The organism is Streptomyces sp. NRRL S-378 (assembly GCF_000720645.1).
GTDB lineage: Bacteria > Actinomycetota > Actinomycetes > Streptomycetales > Streptomycetaceae > Streptomyces.
Genome location: NZ_JOBX01000005.1, coordinates 86,522 through 100,150, shown reverse-complemented (window position 1 = coordinate 100,150; position 13,629 = coordinate 86,522). Strand labels below are relative to the sequence as shown.

Sequence of the window (13,629 nt, the reverse complement as noted above, 5' to 3'; positions counted from 1 at the left end):
GCACTGACCATCAGGCTGACCAACGAGGAGACTTGGTGCAGATAACTGTGCACTGGCGCCGGGTCATCCCAGGAGGCCCGTCCGTGTTGAGGATGTAGAGGGGCATGGAGGCGAAACGGTGATCCGGGTTCAGGGCGTCGTTGCGGATATTTCCGGAGGAAACCCGGAGAACAGGTATACCGGCGGGCGTTGCTATTTCGCGTTCGAGGCGGTCGAGATGGTCATAGACGGATTTGGGCTCCCATCCGGTGTCGGCGAAGATCGCGTAGTCAATTTTCGGGAGGATGCCTTCGGCAGACAGGGCGAGCAGGGTGCTGGACTGGACGCCGGCACCGAGAGAAAGGGCGTGGAACTGGGGGGAAGGGTGAATGGGCAATCCTTGGGCGGAGCGTGGAGGCCGGGTCAGCGGGCGCGGGCTCGGGAGAATGTCCGGTTGCGGGACGGGCAGGAGCGCGGGCACCAAGGAGCGCCGTGCGGCGAGGGCGGCGGTGGCCTCGCGGGCGCCGGTGACCGCAGCGGTGTAGTGGGGCAGGATGCGGTCGGTGATCCGCCAGGCGGCGCGGGCCGGATCGAGAGGGCCGGCGACGGTCGGCGGCGCGGGGATGCGGTCGGTGATGCCCTCGTGCAGCCCTTGGGGGATCACAGGGCAGACCAGGACCCGGCCTCGCCGGTGCTCGGCGAGGTACAGCTCCAGGTCGTCGTGCCGCCGCAGGGTGATTCCGTGGCTGCGGAAGGCGATGGCCGGCCTGGCGTCCAGCGGCGTCCACACGCGGCATGTGTCAGCGAACTGGTCGGCGGCGCGGGTGTACTGGCGGTAGAGGGCCGTCCAGGTGCCGGGCAGACGGTCGGCGAGCTGGAGGGCGAACAGGTGGAAGGGGTGCAAGAAGTGTCTCGGCGGGAGAAGGTCAGCGTGTCCAGCTGGCGGCGTCGGGGCAGCGTCAACGCCGTACGCGGGGAGTGCGGGACGCTGAGGGGGCTGTGGTGGGGCCGGTCGCCCGCTGAACAGGCTTCGCTTGTTCTTGTATGGCGGCGAGGTCGCGGGTGATGGCGGTGGCGACGTAGTGGCACCCGATCGCGCTCAGGTCGAGCTGGTGGGCGGCATCGGCGAGGTGGCCGGTCATACGCGGTATGGCCTCGGCGTGGCGAGGGGTGCGTACCGCTTCGTCGTCTGCCGGGTAGCCGACGAACGGCGCGCCTTCGTACGGGTTGGCGTACAGCGCGCTGGCGAGGTCGTTGCCGGCCAGGGAGGAAGCGACCACGACCGAGGCCAGGCACTCCAGGCTGGCGCGGCTGCCGGCGATGTCGGCGTACGCGCCGCCGTCGAGCGCGCCCAGGCGTACGAGGGCGGTGGCCATCAGGTCCTGGACCTTGAGCAGGAGCGGGCTGATCCGGCGCAGCGCGTCGGTGCCGGGGGTGTAGGAGAGGTCCCGGACGCGTGCGTGCAGGGCCTCGAACTCGCCTGCCAGGTCACGGAGTTGTTCTGCCTGTTCTGCAAGGTTGAGCGAAGGCATGGGGCGGTGTGCTCCGGGAGATCGGGTTAGAGATGGAGGCGCAGCGGGAGATTCGGTCGGTGACCAGCTGGGCGTGACGCAGGGGCAATGCGTGGGTGGCGTCCGGGACGATCTCCAGCTGGGCGCTGGGCAGACAGGCGGCGAGACGACCGGTCCGCTCGGGCGGGATGTGGGCGTCGAGGCTTCCGGCCAGAAGGTGGACCCGCCCGCCGAGCTGCTGCAGCGAACCGGGGTCGGGCCGCTGATTGGCGAGGTCGTGCCACAGGGCAGCGAGGTCTCCGGTCGCCATGGTGTGCAGGCCCTGCCGGCACGGCAACGGCAATGCACCGGACGTCGACTGTGCGGGGGAGTGCAGGGCCCACCGACTGGTGGTGGGAAGGCACCGCCGGACCGCGTCGAGCAGGTACGGCGCGTGCGTGCACGCGGACGCGAGAAGGTTGCGGCCCAGCGTGAGGAAGGACTGGGCCGGACCGGTGCCCGTGCGGGTGCTGATGCCGCCGTACGGGGGCGAGATCAGCACCAGCCCGCGGATCCGGGGCGCGAGGTGGGGGTGGCGCGCGACCAGGCGCATGAGCGTCATCGCTCCCATGGAGTGGCCGGCGAGCACGAGCGGGCCGCGTGGCGCTGTCGTCTCAAGAACCTGGGCGAGGTCGTCGGCCAGCTGGTCGAGGCTCAGGGCGGCGGTCCCGCGGGTGGAGTAGCCGTGCCCGCGCTGGTCGTAGCGCACGACGCCCATCCCTTCACGGAGCAGGAGCGGTACGTGCGAGCGCCACAGGGCAGCGGTGACCGAGAGCCCGTGCACCAGGACTGCCGTCACGGGTGCTTGTGCAGGATCGTCGATGTAGGTGGCGAGCCGGGCACCATCCGGGAGCCGTATCGATCTCATGCTGCGGTCCCGAAGTCGGTCTGCCGCGGTGCGTGCTTGGCGACGGCCCGCTTGGTGATGCCGTCGGAGGCCCGCTTCGAGGCGGCGGTCAGTTCGGCGGCGCCGGGCTCCAGGTACCACGGGCGCAGGTCGAGCATCGCCGCGCGCATACCGGTGGCGAAACACAGGGCAGTGCCCTTGGGCAGGGCGCGGATCGCGTCGGCCGGCAGGATCCGCTCCTGCCGCATCGACACGGAGGTCGACTTGCCGGACTCGGAATGTGAGGTGGACGTCGTCTCGACGTCATGGTCGCCGATCAGCCGGGACAGCTTGTCGGCGAAGTCCGGGTCGTCGATGCCGGAGCCGATCACCTTCACGGTGGACGCTGACCACATGGCGTCCATGCCTGCATCCCCCCAGACCTTCTGGCCCTGGCGGTAGGACTGCAGGATCGTGATCGGGATGATCCCGCGCGACCCGAGATGCGAGTACAGGTCCGGAAGGTCCGAAATTTTGCAGACGTTGGCGGCCTCGTCGAGGATCGCGAGCATTGGCGGGTCGAGCCGCCCGCCGGCTCGCTCGGCCTACGCGGTCGCGGCGCGCATCACCGAGTCCGCGCACGCGGCGATCAGCGCGCTGGCGCCGCCTCCGCCGTCCTTGCTCAGGAGGAAGAGTGTGTCGGTGGAGGTGACGAACTCGGTCGGCCGGAACTCGGGCACGTCCTTCTGCGGGGTGACCCAGGCGGCGATCTCGCTGTTCAGCAGAGCGGCGGCGTACTGGCGGGCGGTCTCGTAGATGCCATCGCGGGTCTCCGGCGGTCCCTCGACCGTGCCCTTGAGCTGGGCGGCGACGGCGGCGAAGTCGTGGTCACGGAGGATGTCGAGCGGCGTGCGGTCGGCGGGGAAGGCGAGCCACTGCATGACGTCGGTGATCGGCCGTTCGTCGAGGGCCGCGGCCAGGAACAACTGGGACAGGATGTTGGATCCGGCCTTCGACCAGAAGTCACCCTGCTGGCTCGCGTCCACCGAGGCGGCGAGGAAGTGGCCGGCCAACCGCCCGGCGCCGTCCAGGGTTTTGGCGTCCGCCAACGGGTTCCACCACATCTCGCGTGCTGCGTGCGCGATCTGCTGCGGATCCATCGACCACACCTGACCGACGCGTGCGCGGGCGTCGTAGGTGGCGGTGAACGCATCACCCGCAGCCTTGTTCGAGGTCAGCAGAACCGGGCCGGGCGCGGCGAGTACGGAGGGGATCGCGAGCGAGGTGGTCTTACCCGAGCGCGGCGCCATGATGGCGACGGCCACATCCTCGTAGCCCATGCGCACCTCGTGCTTGGTGCCCTGCAGGTTGCCGAGCAGGATGCCGGTGTCGCCGGCCTCGATGTGCTTGGCGTCCTTCAGGCTCGGGCGCAGCGAGCGGGCCTTGGCGGTGATCGCCTTGGCCATCAGCGGTTCGATGTCCCGGGCCTTGGCCATGCCGGTGATCTTCTTCCGGCCGCCGCCGCGGCTCTTGTGCCGCGCCCACAGGACGCCGGTCACAGCGCCGAGGGCGAGCAGGGCTGCGATCGGGACGATCCGAGCGCCGACAAGCAGGGACGTTTCTCCGACCTGGGGCCAGAGCTGGTCAGGATGGAGCAGGGCGGCGGTCGGCTGGTAGGGCGCCCAGTGGTCGGCGGTCAGCCATGCGGTGATGTTGCCGGACAGCCAGGCGAGATGAGACAGCGGGACGACGACGCCGAGCACTCCGAGGAGGAGGCGCAGGACGATGTCGTACCCGTCGGAGGAACGGTTGGAGGAGGGTGGCAAAGGGCTATGTGCTTCCGGGCGGGGACGAAGGGGTTAGCGGCTGCGGGTGGTCTTGGCCGGTGACCGTCGAAGGGGGCTCGGATTCGCCGGCGTGCTGGCGCGGCGGGCGGCGAGGGCGTGGACGCGTTCTTCCAGGGCGGAGGCGACCTGCGCGGCGGGGACTTCCCGCCGCGTGACGGTGATGCGATCCGGGTCCCGGGTGGGGAGGTTGACGACGGTGGCCGCACGCAGCACCGGGCTGGGGTCGGTCAGTGCTGCGGTGAACGCGGTGATCAGGTGGGGCGGCGTGTGCTCGCCGAATCGGGCCTGCCACAGAGGAGGGCCGGTGCGATCGAGGGCGGCTTCGACCCACCAGCAGCCGGTGGTCTCGTTGACCTCGATGCGGATCGTGCCGTCGGCCGAGGCGAGATGGTTGTGGCTGTAGGCCGGTGACCAGCCGGCTTTCTGGAGCGGTTCCAGCGGGTCCCAGTCGTCTGCAGGATCGGCTGCGGGACAGGTGAGGGTGTCGGTGAAAGCGGCGATGAGTTCGACCGGGGTGCGGGCACCGAAGCTCGCGTACCAGGCGGGTCGGTCCGGCTGCTGGGCGTGATGGAGCGTCCACCACTGGCCGCCTGGGTCGGGCTCGAGCCGGAGGAGGGCCCTCTGGTCGGGGCTGGAGAGGATGACGCGCGGCATCAGGGGGTCGTGGCCGTAGCTCCAGCCGCAGGCCCGATGGAGAGGGACGGTGACCCAGGAGGGATCTCCGCCTCCGGCCAGGTGGCGCGGGGCGACGAAGTTGATATCGACGATCTTGGGGGGCTTCGGCATGGTCACCTCCGCACTGTGCTGGCCCGGCCGGACGCGGGGGCCGTGGTCGCCGTCGGTGGCGGTGCCAGGGTCGAGGGGGCGTGGCGGGCAGCTGTGTTGATGTCGAGGACGGGCTGGCCGTGGGAGGCCCAGTCGTCGAGGTAGCTCCAGGCTTCGGCGTGGTACTCGGCGAGGGCGTCGTCGTACGCCGGGATTCCGGGGCAGGCGTCGGCAGCGAGGTTGTCGCGCGTCTGCCGCCATTCCTCTTGCAGTACATCCAGGCGGTCGAGGGCATCCTGCAGGACGCCCAGCTGCCATACCCAGCGGCTCTGTACCGCGTGGGAGGGGAGTTGGGCGAGCTGAGTCTCGGCGGTGGCCAGCAGGTGGCGGGCGCCGGCGTGGACGGTTTCGAATGCGGCGCTGGTGTCGGCGTCGCGCTGGCTCTGGCGGAGGCCGTAGGCGTTGTCGTCGTACGGCCAGCCGTCGAGGCCGGTGTGCTCGTCGGAGTACGCGTCCCAGGCGTCGAGGATTTTCTTGCTGTCGCGGATGAAGGCGTTGAGGTGACGCAGCACCTCGCGATGTGCGGCGGGGGCGAGGGGAATGGTGGGGTGTCCTATCGGGATCAGCGGCGAGCGGTGGAACGGGTGGTGTTTTCCTTCGCCGGGGGCGTCACGGCCTCTGGCCGGCGCCGCATGCCGCGGGTCTGCCTGCGGATGCCGGCGAGTCGGGCGGCGTGGGCCTCGACGACCTGCTCCGGGGTGAGCGGGCTCGGCTTCTGCACGGCGCCGTGGGCGGTGCGGTCGTACATGCCGCGCTGGAGCGGGGCGCGGTCAGCGAGCGTGGTGATGAAGGCGGTCACGAGGTGCTCCGGTGTGTTGCCGTCGAACCAGGCGTGCCAGATCCGGGGGCTCGCAGCGGAGGGTCCGGGGTGGTCCCGGACCTCGATGTGCCAGGACGTACGGTCTGGTTCGCGCCATGGCACGGTGCCGTCACCCTTCTCGGGCCGGCGCTCCACCCTGCACCCCGGTGGATCGGAGACGGCGGCCCCGCGGCCGTCGATGAGCCAGCCGGCAGCTTCCAGCGACGGCAGGGGGTTGCCCGGCTCGGCGGGTGCAGGTGTGACGAGGGCGTCGGTGAGGCCGGCGAGGACCTCGGCGGGGACGAGTTCGCCGAACTCGGCGTACCAGCCCGGCTCGCTGCCGGTGGGCTCGGCCCGCAGCCGCCACCACGCGGAGGTGGCGGACTGCGGGTCGAACTGCAGGCTGTGACGGTGATCGGAGCTGCGCAGGACGATCTCGGGGCTGAGCGGGTCGGAGGTGGGTCTCCATCCGGCGGCGGCCAGGCCATGGGTGACGTGGCGGGCGTCTCCGGGGCCGGCGAGGTGGCGGGGGCTGGTGTCGAACGGGATCCGCCAGGCGTGCTTGTCGGCGAAGGCGGCGAGCTGCCGTTCGCTCAGCGGCACGAGCCGCACTCCGGCTCGGTGGCGACGGCGCTGCCGTACAGGCCCCGGAGGCCGTCCAGGACGTAGTGGAGGCTGTGCTGGTCTGCCTGCTCCCATGCGGCGGTGCGCAGGTCCGTGATCAGGAGGCCGACCTCAACGGTGCGCGGGGTGTCCGGGTGGTCCTGCACGGCGCGGGCGAGGGCGCGCAAGGTGTCGGCGAGCTGGACGGGCAGGCCCGTGTACTCATCGAGCAGAGGCTCGACGAGGGCGAGCGCCTCTTCGGGGTCAGGGCTCTCACGCAGGTAGTCGGTAAGAAGGGACAGGGTCTCGGTCGCCGTGCGGATCGTGTCCGGGGTGAGTGCGGGCATCAAGCTCCTCGGTTCGTGGGGTGTGGGTGATCAGCGGTAGGTGCGGGCGCCACCAGTGTTGGCGTGGGGGCGGGCCGTGGTGCGGGGCCGGCTGCTCCGGGCGGCGTTGCGAGCCCAGGTGGCGGCGCGGGCGGCGGTGATCCGGGCCTGCTGCCAGGCGCTGAGCTGGGAGGGCAGGACGGACACGGACGTGGTGCGGATCTGGGCGCTGTGTGGAACCCGTCCCAGCGGGCGCATCACGGGTTCGGGGCTGGCGAGCGCGGTCGAGAAGGCTTCCACCAGGTGCATCGGGGTGCTGGGGGCGAACTGGGCTGTCCAGCCGTTGCCTTGCTTGTCCTTCGCCCCGGACCACCACATCGCCTCGCCGTCGGGGCCCTGGTGGAACTGCATCCAGGCGCTGCCGTCGGGGCTGGTCGCGGTCACGTGCTCGGCGTTGGGCGGACGGTCCCACCCCTGCTCGCGCAGCGGTGCCCACACGTTGGGGGCGTGCGCGGAGCGGGGCCGGGTGAGGGCGTCGGTGAGACCGGCGACGATCTCCACCGGTGTTTGCCGCCCGAGGACTGCCCACCACTGCTCTTGGTGGCGGCTCGCGGCACCGTGGATCGTCCACCCGCCGGGCAGTACGAAGGGGTCGTAGGTGATACGGACCGCGCGGTCCGGGCTTTCCATGGCGAGAGGACCGCCGGCCTTGGACTTGTCCCGCCAACCCGAAGCGCGCAGGAACTCGGAGACGTGCTGGAGGTCACCGCCGCCGGCGAGGGCGCGGGGCTCGACGAGGTAGTGCTGCTGCGCCTGCTCGCCCGCCCCCCAGCCCTGCCACTGCTTCCTCTTCACCGGCGCCGCCGTACGACGAGTGGAGCAGGGGCCGGCGGCTTCGCCGGTGCGGTGCTGGGCCGGTCGCCGGCCTGCCGGAGGATCTCTCGGTGTTCGTCCAGGTCCCCGCCGATGGCGTCGAGCTCGTTCGTGGCCCGCCCCAGGGCGAGCCACACCTCAGCGGGCAGGGCGCCGCGCTCGGCCTGGACCTTGGCGAACATGCTGCTGACGGAGACGAGGTGGGTGACGCCGGCGAGGACGCCGTCCGCAGGGTTGACAACGCGTGCGATGACCTGCGTTGCTTCATGCGGGGGGAGTATCGCGAGGTGGTCGCCGAGCTGGCCGAGCTGGCGGGCGATCTCATCGGCCAGCCGCACCGGGTACGGGTTGGAGTGGGGCATGCTCCTCCAGGACGGGGGTCGGTATCAGTGGTGGTGGCGGTGGCCGATCCGCCGGGCTTCGCCGGGGACGGCTTCGGGACGGGCAGGTGCCGGCGGGGAGGGGCGGTGGGGGCTGGTGGTGATGCAAGCGCGCAGGTAGCGGCGGAACAGGGCGGTGGCGAGGCGGGGCGTGAGGCGGTGGCTGATCGGCGGTGGCTTGCGGGGTGTTACTGGGTTCTCCGATAAGGCTGTCGGTGCGGGGCGGGCGGCCCCGAGCAGGAAGCCGGGGCCGCCCGACGGGCGTTACGGGGTACGCCGGGACGGTGTGGGGCGCGAGGCGGAGGCAGCCCGTGGCGGCTGCTGTCTGACGGGGCGCGGCTTCTTGGCGCGGATCTCGCGAACGGCCTGCTGGTAGGCGGTTTCGTCGAGCAGGTCGGGGTCGATGTTGACCCTGTATCCGGCCATCAGCAGCGTCGGGACCGCCCGGCTCGCCAGGTGCTTCTGCTCCTCGGCACCGAGGTGGTCGGGCACGGTGTGCCAGATGTACAGGGGCGTGCCGACGGGGTACTCGTGGCGTTCCATCCCGAGCTGTTCCAGCAAGTCGTGGAGCTTGGCCGGGGCGCCGGTGGGAGTGGCGACGTGGATGGTGGTGGTCAACGCTTTGACGTAGATCTCGACGTCGGTGCCGTAATCATCGGCACGATTACCCATGGGCGGTTCTCCAGTTCATCGGCGTCGGGGTGCGGGGGCGGACGGCTGCCTCGCGGGGCTCGGCGGCGGTGTTGTGGCTGTCGACCGCTCGGGAGCCCGCGCGGCGCGATTGCGGGCGGCGAGGATCCGGTGGGCGGCGCGCGCTAGCGCGCTGGCGGTGTTGCCGAGGTCGGCGACGGGGTCGGGGTCGGGGTCTGCGCTCTCGGCGTCCGGGGCAGGGGACAAGGCGATCCAGGCCCTGACGACAACGTCCCGGGTGAGCGGCAGCAGGCCGCTGGCCGGCCCAGCGATCTCGGTCAGGACCTCGGCGACCTCGGTGCTGCTCTCAGCGCGGGAGGCCCGCTCGGCGAGCTGGGCGAGGTAGCGCAGAGCAGGGCGTGCGATGCTGCGGTGGCCTTCAGGCGCTGCTGCTCGATCGGGAGGCCATGGGGAAGACGGTGATAGTCCCCGCGGGGGCCGGGAGCGGTCAGGAAGCCACCGGTGCGCTGGAGGATGTCCGCCGCCCGCTCGGTCCCGCCGATCGCGACGACCAGCCCGGTGCGTGGGTCCTTGGTGATGGTGACGTACTCCAGCACCAGGAAGTCGGGCTCCCCTGGCTTCATCGAGCTCTGGAGGCCGACGTCCGTGTGGCGGCCGGGGCCGGCGGCAGGACGGCACTGGGGGCGGTCCGAGCTGCGGGGTGCTGGAGCGCCGTGCCGATGCCGAGCGCGTCGAGCTGTGGGCCGATCGCGCGCAGGGCGCGGGCCTGGGCCCTGGTGTCGTCTGCGCCGAGGCGGTAGATACCGGTCTGCGGATCCTGGATGAAGCCGTGAGCAGCCAGGACGGCGCCGGCTGCGTCACCGACGGGCGCGGCGGCAACGCTGCCGTCCTGCTGCCAGGTCAGGACGACCCGATCCGGCTGGGACGGCTGGATGCCGCCGAGGGCGTTGTGCCGGACCTGGGCGAGCGCGGCTTCGTAGCGGGCGAGCAGGTCGCCGGTGACCTGCTCGGCTCCCAGGAATGGATCGTCCGTGAGCGCGATGCCGTTGGGCTCGGGTACGGCGCGGTACGCCTCGTCGGGCAGTGCGCGCGGGGCGACGGCGGCAATGAGGAATCCGTCGCGTTCGTCGTGTCGTTCCAGGACGACGAGCTGGGCTCCGTCCGGGCGGCTCAGGACGGCTGCCTGCTGGAGTGGGTGCTCAGCGAGTGACGCGGCGACGAGGTCCAGGTCCCAGATGCGGTCGGACAGTTCGGCGAGGTCGTCCTTGTGCTCGGGAGGGTGGTAGGAGCTCGTCCAGGTGCCCGGGAGTTCGCCGCGAGGACGTCGGCGTACGAGGCGAGGCGCTCGGAGTTGGCGTGATCGTGCATGGTGTCCTTGGGCGAGGTGGGGTCAGCGGCGCAGGCCGGCGGCCACGGGAGGTGGTGGCGGGGCCGGCGCGGTGCGCGGTGGTGGCGGGCAGGCGCAGACGGCGGAGCGCTCGCGCTCAGTGGCGGGGACCTCTTCGGCGCAGATGCTGCGGCCGGGGTGCGGGACGTGCCGGTCGGCGAGGGCGTTACGGGTGTCGGAGAGGTCGCTACGGATGGCTTGGAGACGCTCGTCGGCGAGGTAGCGCAGACGGCGGGCGATGTGCGGGTCGGCCGCGTCGCCAAGGCCGTCGTGGAACTCCGCGGTGGCGATGAGGACTTCTTCGAGCGCGGCGAGGATGCCGTCGTGGGAGGCGGTCAGTTCGGTGAGTGCGCCGGCCGCATCCCAGGTGGTGGTGGCTTCGCGGATGCGCTGGGCGAGATGGGCGACGGTGGCGCCCAGCGGCAGATCGTGGACCGGTCGGCGGTCGGTGTCGAAGTCCTCGTCGCAGTCGACGTGGTATCCGACGGCCCGAAGCCGGGCGACGGCTTCGATCCCGAGGCGGGTGTCGTCGCCCTCGATGAGGTTGGTGGGGGCGCGATGGTAGGTCTCGTGGACGCGGACCACCGGGACGAAGCCCGTACGCTGCAGGACGCTGTGGGCCTCGGGGTCTCCGCCGCGGGCGAGGACCTCCTCGGAGTGCGGGTCGCGGCGGACGGTCAGGAATCGGTCGGCCAGGGGCAAAGAGACGTTTCTCCTACGGTGATCGCCGTGCGGCTGCCGTGATGGTGGGCAGTGTCGGGAAGGCTGTGCGTCGCCGGGTGGGTGCGTTCAGGTGGTGTCGAGGTCCTGCTGGATGCCGTAGAGGCGGCGGGCGATCAGCTCGAGGCAGTGCGCCGTGGCGGTGCTGGCGGCATCGGGCTGGTGGGCGATGCGGTGGGCGGTGTGTTCGACGAGTCCGCGCACTGTGGCCAACGGGCCGGTCTGCTCGTCGGCGAGCTGCGAGAGGATGGCCGCGAGCTGGGCTGATGCTGTGGAGGCGGGCCGGGCGAGGGCTGGCGGCCTTGGAGTGCTTCGTACGGGCATCAGGCGCAGGTCCTGCTCGATGCGGCGGGACTCGGCCGAGAGGCGTCGCAGGACCTCGGCAGGTTGCGTGTGCCAGGAGCCGTCGAGGCGCGGATCAGGTTGGCGATCAGGTCGAGGCGTCCGGGCTGGGCCTGGACGGCGATCCACCGGCAGTCGTTCGGCTCGCCGGGGACTTCGATGCCTGCGGCGCGGGCCAGCCGGTGGGCGGCTTCGGCCCATTCGGGGCCGGTCAGCTCACGGTCGTCGGGGTGGAGCCGGACGTCGAGGTGGAAGATCGCGCGCCGGTCGCCGTTCGCGCTGGCGGCGAACGGGTGCTCCATGAGCGGGTCTTCGAGGTGCTCAGCCCACTGGAGGGACGTCCAGATCTTCTGCTCGTCGTCCAAGGTGTAGTAGTCGAGGCCCGGCCAGTGGGCGACGACGGTGTGCTCGGTCAGCCACTCGTCCGGCGACACCGGACGTCCCAGCGCCTCGGTGAGCACGTCGTTCGGCGTGTGGGTCCGCTCGTGGAGACGGGGAATCACCGGCTGCTCCGGGCGTCGGCTATGTGCACCAACTGGTTGAGGGCGGTGGTGGTGTACCAACCGCAGTCGATCAGGGCGTTGTCGTCGGTGTACTTCGGCAGAAGGGCATCTTCCATGGCCCGGAGATGGATCAGGCAGTCCGGGCAGCGACGCGAGAGGTGCACGAGGTAGCGAGGGTGGGCGGTGATGTACGACTGCGCGCCGCCGGTCGCATCGCGCAGCCGCCATCCGTCCACGTCGGTCGGGGTGTGCCAGGACGGGGCGACCACGCGCATGGCGTCACCCCACAGTTCTCCGCCGGCGACCCCCTTCAGGACGACGACCGTGTCGCCGGCCTGGAAGTGCTGGTGCGTGATGTCCCGATCCGGGGTGAGCGGGTCGGGCGTCGGAGCGAACACCGGTGTGGGCGGGGGCTGGGACATGCGGTTCCTTTCCACGCGAGACGGGTGGCGGTGGGAGGAACAATGGTCCGGAGGATCGCCGGTTTGGCTAACCGGCGATCGTCGGCTATGTTGCGCCGCGATCAACCGGATCGGCAGCGCAACTGACCGCATCTGACGAACCGTTGGTACGAGAGGCGGCGTCCGCAATTCGCTGACGCGATTGACCTTGTGCCAGGCTGCCGCACGTTGTCAGTGCTGCCCGCTAAGTTCCTCCCGAACACGGGGGGTGCCTTGGGCCGGAAGAAGCAGGACATGTGGATCAGGCTGATGGTGCTGTTCACCAACATGGGGCGTTGCGTCTACTGCGACGCTGCCGAGTCAGCGGAGATCGATCACGTCGTCCCGGTAACGCATGCCGGGTGGGACCACTGGGTCAACATGGTCCCGGCCTGTGGGCCGTGCAATCAGGGCAAGAGCGACAAGGGGTTGCTGGCGTGGGTTGCTCAGCTGACGTATCAGCGCTACGGCGCGGAAGCCAGTACGTGGCCGCACGGGGACAAGGGCCTCTGGTGGATGCGGGAAAGGATCGAGCGCGCATTCGATGAGGTCACGGCGCGCATTGAGGGCGTCAAGTCGGAGCTGGACGACAAGGAGCGCCGCGACTGGTTCTTTGACCGTTATTGGTTCCTCGGGAAGAACGATCCGGTCTATCTCTGGCGTGCCTGGGTTTCGACCCGCGTGGAGAAGGCCCGCGAGGAGGGCTGGCCGAAGCCGCCCCCGCCACCGCGCATGAGGGTCGTACGAACCCGCCTGGGGCAGGTGATGGAACCGATCCCGGAGGACGAGACAGCGTGACGGTGGCCCCCCTACGAAGGGGGCCTGTCTGACGCACGACCACGGCCGTGCACTGACGGCTGGTCATCGGAACGGGTTCTCCGTCCCGCGGTCGTCCTCGCCGGCGGCGTCGAGGAGCTCGAGCAGGTCGGTGCCCTCCGCATCACGCTGGTCGATCCACCATCCGGCGCGGGTGATGGAGCGGGCCTTCTCCTCCAGCTCCGCCCAGTCCGCCTCGTCCCAAGACCCCTCGACGACCAGTGCGGTGTGAGCGGAGGTCATGAGCTGGTGGCGGGACCGCTCGCCCCAGGCCAGGGCCTTCTCCGGGCCCTCCAGTTGCGGCATGTCGAACTTTTCCGCCCATTCGACGGCAGCCTGCTGCTCTTCGGCGCGCTTGGCGGCGAGCCACTCCTGCGTGGACTCCGTGTCGGCGTCGCGAGCTGCCTTCCAGCAGTCGGTGCAGTCCCGGCCGGCGAGCCAGCGGGCGAATCCGGCACGCTTGTCGGCGGGACGGTTGGACAGGTCATGGACGACCTCGTGGGAGCAGGAGTGCTCGACAGTCCACTGCGTACGGACAGCCATAGATGAATCTCCTCAAATGGGTATGAAGGTCGGAGGCTTGCGGGGTTGTTCTGGGCGGCCTCGTGCCGGCCTCGGGGTGGGCGGCGGTGTCGACCGGCCTGGGAGAGACGTCCAGCCGGGCCGAGGTGCGGGCGCGCGGCGAGCAGGACGGTGAGGGCGAACGCGGCGCCGGCGGCGGGGAGCGCGGCGCTGGCGAAGGGGTGCTCGGCGAGGCGTCCG

16 protein-coding genes and 3 pseudogenes are annotated in these 13,629 nt (G+C 70.9%); 1 reads left to right on the top strand and 18 read right to left on the bottom strand.

Going from position 1 to position 13,629, the window contains the following annotated elements:
- Positions 1-46 precede the first annotated feature (46 nt).
- The 17 genes and pseudogenes from IH80_RS43535 to IH80_RS0105180 all read right to left on the bottom strand — a co-directional run.
- Positions 47-370, bottom strand: a pseudogene (locus IH80_RS43535) (hypothetical protein); the annotation flags it as partial.
- Positions 371-938: 568 nt separating this feature from the next.
- The gene (locus tag IH80_RS0105250) at positions 939-1,511 is read right to left on the bottom strand and encodes a hypothetical protein (RefSeq protein ID WP_051808818.1); all 573 of its coding nucleotides are present in this window, start codon (positions 1,509-1,511) and stop codon (positions 939-941) included.
- On the bottom strand, positions 1,468-2,397 hold the full coding sequence (locus IH80_RS40610; protein WP_078906337.1) for an alpha/beta fold hydrolase: 930 nt from the start codon (positions 2,395-2,397) through the stop codon (positions 1,468-1,470). The genes IH80_RS0105250 and IH80_RS40610 overlap by 44 nt, the downstream gene beginning before the upstream one ends.
- Positions 2,394-4,181 (bottom strand): annotated as a pseudogene (locus IH80_RS38895) (type IV secretory system conjugative DNA transfer family protein). Before IH80_RS38895 ends, IH80_RS40610 begins: the two are co-directional and overlap by 4 nt.
- A 33-nt stretch (positions 4,182-4,214) precedes the next feature.
- Positions 4,215-4,988, bottom strand: coding sequence for a DUF317 domain-containing protein (locus IH80_RS0105235; RefSeq protein ID WP_030958068.1), 774 nt, complete (start codon positions 4,986-4,988; stop codon positions 4,215-4,217).
- Between the two features lie 2 nt (positions 4,989-4,990).
- Entirely contained in the window at positions 4,991-5,539 is a 549-nt protein-coding gene (locus IH80_RS0105230; RefSeq protein ID WP_234432134.1) for a hypothetical protein, read from the bottom strand.
- Between the two features lie 50 nt (positions 5,540-5,589).
- Complete coding sequence (locus IH80_RS0105225) at positions 5,590-6,429, bottom strand: DUF317 domain-containing protein (RefSeq protein WP_030958065.1); 840 nt, start codon at positions 6,427-6,429, stop codon at positions 5,590-5,592.
- Positions 6,420-6,776 (bottom strand): hypothetical protein, encoded by a 357-nt coding sequence (locus IH80_RS0105220; RefSeq protein ID WP_030958064.1) that lies wholly within the window; start codon positions 6,774-6,776, stop codon positions 6,420-6,422. The genes IH80_RS0105225 and IH80_RS0105220 overlap by 10 nt, the downstream gene beginning before the upstream one ends.
- 30 nt (positions 6,777-6,806) lie before the next feature.
- Complete coding sequence (locus IH80_RS0105215) at positions 6,807-7,610, bottom strand: DUF317 domain-containing protein (RefSeq protein WP_030958063.1); 804 nt, start codon at positions 7,608-7,610, stop codon at positions 6,807-6,809.
- Positions 7,607-7,990 (bottom strand): hypothetical protein, encoded by a 384-nt coding sequence (locus tag IH80_RS0105210; RefSeq protein ID WP_030958062.1) that lies wholly within the window; start codon positions 7,988-7,990, stop codon positions 7,607-7,609. The genes IH80_RS0105215 and IH80_RS0105210 overlap by 4 nt, the downstream gene beginning before the upstream one ends.
- Before the next feature lie 282 nt (positions 7,991-8,272).
- Positions 8,273-8,680 carry a hypothetical protein gene (locus tag IH80_RS0105205; RefSeq protein ID WP_030958059.1) on the bottom strand — a complete coding sequence of 136 codons (408 nt, stop codon included), beginning with the start codon at positions 8,678-8,680 and terminating at the stop codon, positions 8,273-8,275.
- Positions 8,681-8,976: 296 nt separating this feature from the next.
- A complete protein-coding gene (locus IH80_RS45730) occupies positions 8,977-9,282 on the bottom strand; it encodes a hypothetical protein (RefSeq protein WP_234432133.1) in 306 nt (101 codons plus the stop codon).
- A pseudogene (locus IH80_RS45725) lies at positions 9,279-10,027 on the bottom strand (hypothetical protein). The gene IH80_RS45730 and the pseudogene IH80_RS45725 overlap by 4 nt, the downstream one beginning before the upstream one ends.
- Before the next feature lie 22 nt (positions 10,028-10,049).
- Positions 10,050-10,748, bottom strand: coding sequence for a hypothetical protein (locus IH80_RS0105190; RefSeq protein ID WP_030958057.1), 699 nt, complete (start codon positions 10,746-10,748; stop codon positions 10,050-10,052).
- An 87-nt stretch (positions 10,749-10,835) separates the two neighbouring features.
- Complete coding sequence (locus IH80_RS47090; RefSeq protein WP_324609390.1) at positions 10,836-11,090, bottom strand: hypothetical protein; 255 nt, start codon at positions 11,088-11,090, stop codon at positions 10,836-10,838.
- Positions 11,090-11,611, bottom strand: coding sequence for a hypothetical protein (locus tag IH80_RS38885; RefSeq protein WP_324609389.1), 522 nt, complete (start codon positions 11,609-11,611; stop codon positions 11,090-11,092). The genes IH80_RS47090 and IH80_RS38885 overlap by 1 nt, the downstream gene beginning before the upstream one ends.
- Positions 11,608-12,033, bottom strand: coding sequence for a hypothetical protein (locus IH80_RS0105180; RefSeq protein ID WP_030958056.1), 426 nt, complete (start codon positions 12,031-12,033; stop codon positions 11,608-11,610). Before IH80_RS0105180 ends, IH80_RS38885 begins: the two co-directional genes overlap by 4 nt.
- A gap of 273 nt (positions 12,034-12,306) precedes the next feature.
- Between IH80_RS0105180 and IH80_RS0105175 the strand changes: the two genes are divergently transcribed.
- Positions 12,307-12,849, top strand: a complete 543-nt coding sequence (locus IH80_RS0105175) for an HNH endonuclease (protein ID WP_126888826.1) — start codon at positions 12,307-12,309, stop codon at positions 12,847-12,849.
- A gap of 63 nt (positions 12,850-12,912) precedes the next feature.
- Here the strand turns inward: IH80_RS0105175 and IH80_RS45720 are convergent, their stop codons facing one another.
- Positions 12,913-13,410 (bottom strand): hypothetical protein, encoded by a 498-nt coding sequence (locus IH80_RS45720; RefSeq protein ID WP_030958053.1) that lies wholly within the window; start codon positions 13,408-13,410, stop codon positions 12,913-12,915.
- Positions 13,411-13,629 lie beyond the last annotated feature (219 nt).

Bases quoted from the DNA above. Each gene is read 5' to 3' on its own strand.
- IH80_RS0105175 (WP_126888826.1), top strand. From the start codon at position 12,307: ATGTGGATCAGGCTGATGGTGCTGTTCACCAACATGGGGCGTTGCGTC.
- IH80_RS45720 (WP_030958053.1), bottom strand. From the start codon at position 13,410: ATGGCTGTCCGTACGCAGTGGACTGTCGAGCACTCCTGCTCCCACGAG.
- IH80_RS0105205 (WP_030958059.1), bottom strand. From the start codon at position 8,680: ATGGGTAATCGTGCCGATGATTACGGCACCGACGTCGAGATCTACGTC.
- IH80_RS0105250 (WP_051808818.1), bottom strand. From the start codon at position 1,511: ATGCCTTCGCTCAACCTTGCAGAACAGGCAGAACAACTCCGTGACCTG.
- IH80_RS0105180 (WP_030958056.1), bottom strand. From the start codon at position 12,033: ATGTCCCAGCCCCCGCCCACACCGGTGTTCGCTCCGACGCCCGACCCG.
- IH80_RS45730 (WP_234432133.1), bottom strand. From the start codon at position 9,282: ATGAAGCCAGGGGAGCCCGACTTCCTGGTGCTGGAGTACGTCACCATC.
- IH80_RS0105210 (WP_030958062.1), bottom strand. From the start codon at position 7,990: ATGCCCCACTCCAACCCGTACCCGGTGCGGCTGGCCGATGAGATCGCC.
- IH80_RS0105220 (WP_030958064.1), bottom strand. From the start codon at position 6,776: ATGCCCGCACTCACCCCGGACACGATCCGCACGGCGACCGAGACCCTG.
- IH80_RS40610 (WP_078906337.1), bottom strand. From the start codon at position 2,397: ATGAGATCGATACGGCTCCCGGATGGTGCCCGGCTCGCCACCTACATC.
- IH80_RS0105235 (WP_030958068.1), bottom strand. From the start codon at position 4,988: ATGCCGAAGCCCCCCAAGATCGTCGATATCAACTTCGTCGCCCCGCGC.
- IH80_RS47090 (WP_324609390.1), bottom strand. From the start codon at position 11,090: ATGCCCGTACGAAGCACTCCAAGGCCGCCAGCCCTCGCCCGGCCCGCC.